The organism is Halodurantibacterium daqingense (assembly GCF_042666235.1).
GTDB lineage: Bacteria > Pseudomonadota > Alphaproteobacteria > Rhodobacterales > Rhodobacteraceae > Halodurantibacterium > Halodurantibacterium daqingensis.
Genome location: NZ_JBHTFQ010000033.1, coordinates 1 through 1,398, shown reverse-complemented (window position 1 = coordinate 1,398; position 1,398 = coordinate 1). Strand labels below are relative to the sequence as shown.

Genomic DNA, 1,398 nt, shown 5'->3' with positions numbered 1-1,398 from the left:
TGGAGATGGGGTGGATGCCGCTCTCTCCCCAACGGCGTCGAAGTGCGCCAAGCTTGTGATGCTGAAGTCACAAGAGAAACGAGAGGGCATCCATGAAGGAAACTAGCATCATCGGGGTCGATCTGGCAAAGAACGTGTTCCAGCTGCATGGCGCGGCCGCGGACGGGACGGTCCTTTTCCGCAAAAAGCTGTCGCGCCCGCAGTTCCAGCGATTCATGGCGGAGCATCCGCAGTGCTTCGTCGTGATGGAGGCCTGCGGCGGCGCGCATCACTGGGCGCGCGAACTGGTGCGGGTCGGCCATGAGGTGAAACTGATCGCACCGCGCTACGTCAAGCCGTTCATCAAACGGCAGAAAAACGACGCGGCGGACGCGGAGGCGATCGTGGAAGCGGCGCTGCGCCCGACCATGCGCTATGTCGAGCCGAAGACCGGGGACCAGCAGGCGCGGGCCATCCTGTTCCGCACTCGCGAGCAGTTCGTGAAGCAGCGCACCGAAGCGGTCAATGCGCTGCGGTCGCACCTGTACGAGTTCGGGTTCATCGCGCCCGAGGGGATCGGCCATCTTCCGCGCCTCGGCGCAGTCATCGAGGACGCAAACTCCGGTTTGCCGCCGCTCGCCCGGGAAATCTGTCGTGAACTGCTGGACCAGGTCGCGCATCTGACCGCGCGGATCAATGCCATGAAAAAGAGGATCGACGCGATTGCCAGGGAAGGCGAGACATCCCGCCGCCTGCAGAGCATGCCGGGTGTGGGCCCGATCAGCGCCCTGGCCGTCGAAACCTTCGCGCCGCCGATGGAGCATTTCAAACGCGGCCGCGACTTTGCGGCTTGGCTTGGGCTCGTGCCGCGACAGGCGTCGACTGGCGGCAAGCAACGGCTTGGAAAAACCTCGAAGATGGGCCAGCGCGACATTCGTCGTCTGCTGATCACCGGCGCGATGGCCGTGGTCCGCTGGGCCCTGCGCCGCGGCGCACCGCAAAACCCCTGGCTTGAGCGCATGTTGGAACGCAAGCCGCCGATGGTCGCGGCCTTCGCACTGGCCAACAAGATGGCGCGCGGCATCTGGGCGATGATGACGCGCGGCGAATATTATCGCGGCCCGGAGATCGGAAGCGCAGCCTGATCCGGCAGCGCAGTTCGAACCGGACCGCCGAGTTGTGAGGAAGACATGAACCGAATGGGCAAATGATCGACATGATCCGGGTTGGGCAAACCAGAAACCTTCTCAGAGCTTCGAGCTCGCTGTTGGAGATTTGGCCCCGGTCCGCGCATCACCATCTCGGCCAGCGGCATCTATCAGGCCGCGCTAACAGGCCTGACAAGAGTCCGCACTCGATCACAAGTCTAACGTTCAGAAATTCCTTGCAAATGAGGGCGGCATCCACAAGAGAAGGTTC

1 protein-coding gene is annotated in these 1,398 nt (G+C 63.2%); it reads left to right on the top strand.

Features of this window, described 5'->3' with window-relative positions:
- The first annotated feature begins 92 nt into the window (after positions 1–92).
- Positions 93–1,124 carry an IS110 family transposase gene (locus tag ACFQXB_RS20280; RefSeq protein ID WP_377407011.1) on the top strand — a complete coding sequence of 344 codons (1,032 nt, stop codon included), beginning with the start codon at positions 93–95 and terminating at the stop codon, positions 1,122–1,124.
- Positions 1,125–1,398 lie beyond the last annotated feature (274 nt).

Excerpts from the sequence above, each read along its gene's own strand:
- ACFQXB_RS20280 (WP_377407011.1), top strand. The coding sequence starts at position 93 with ATGAAGGAAACTAGCATCATCGGGGTCGATCTGGCAAAGAACGTGTTC.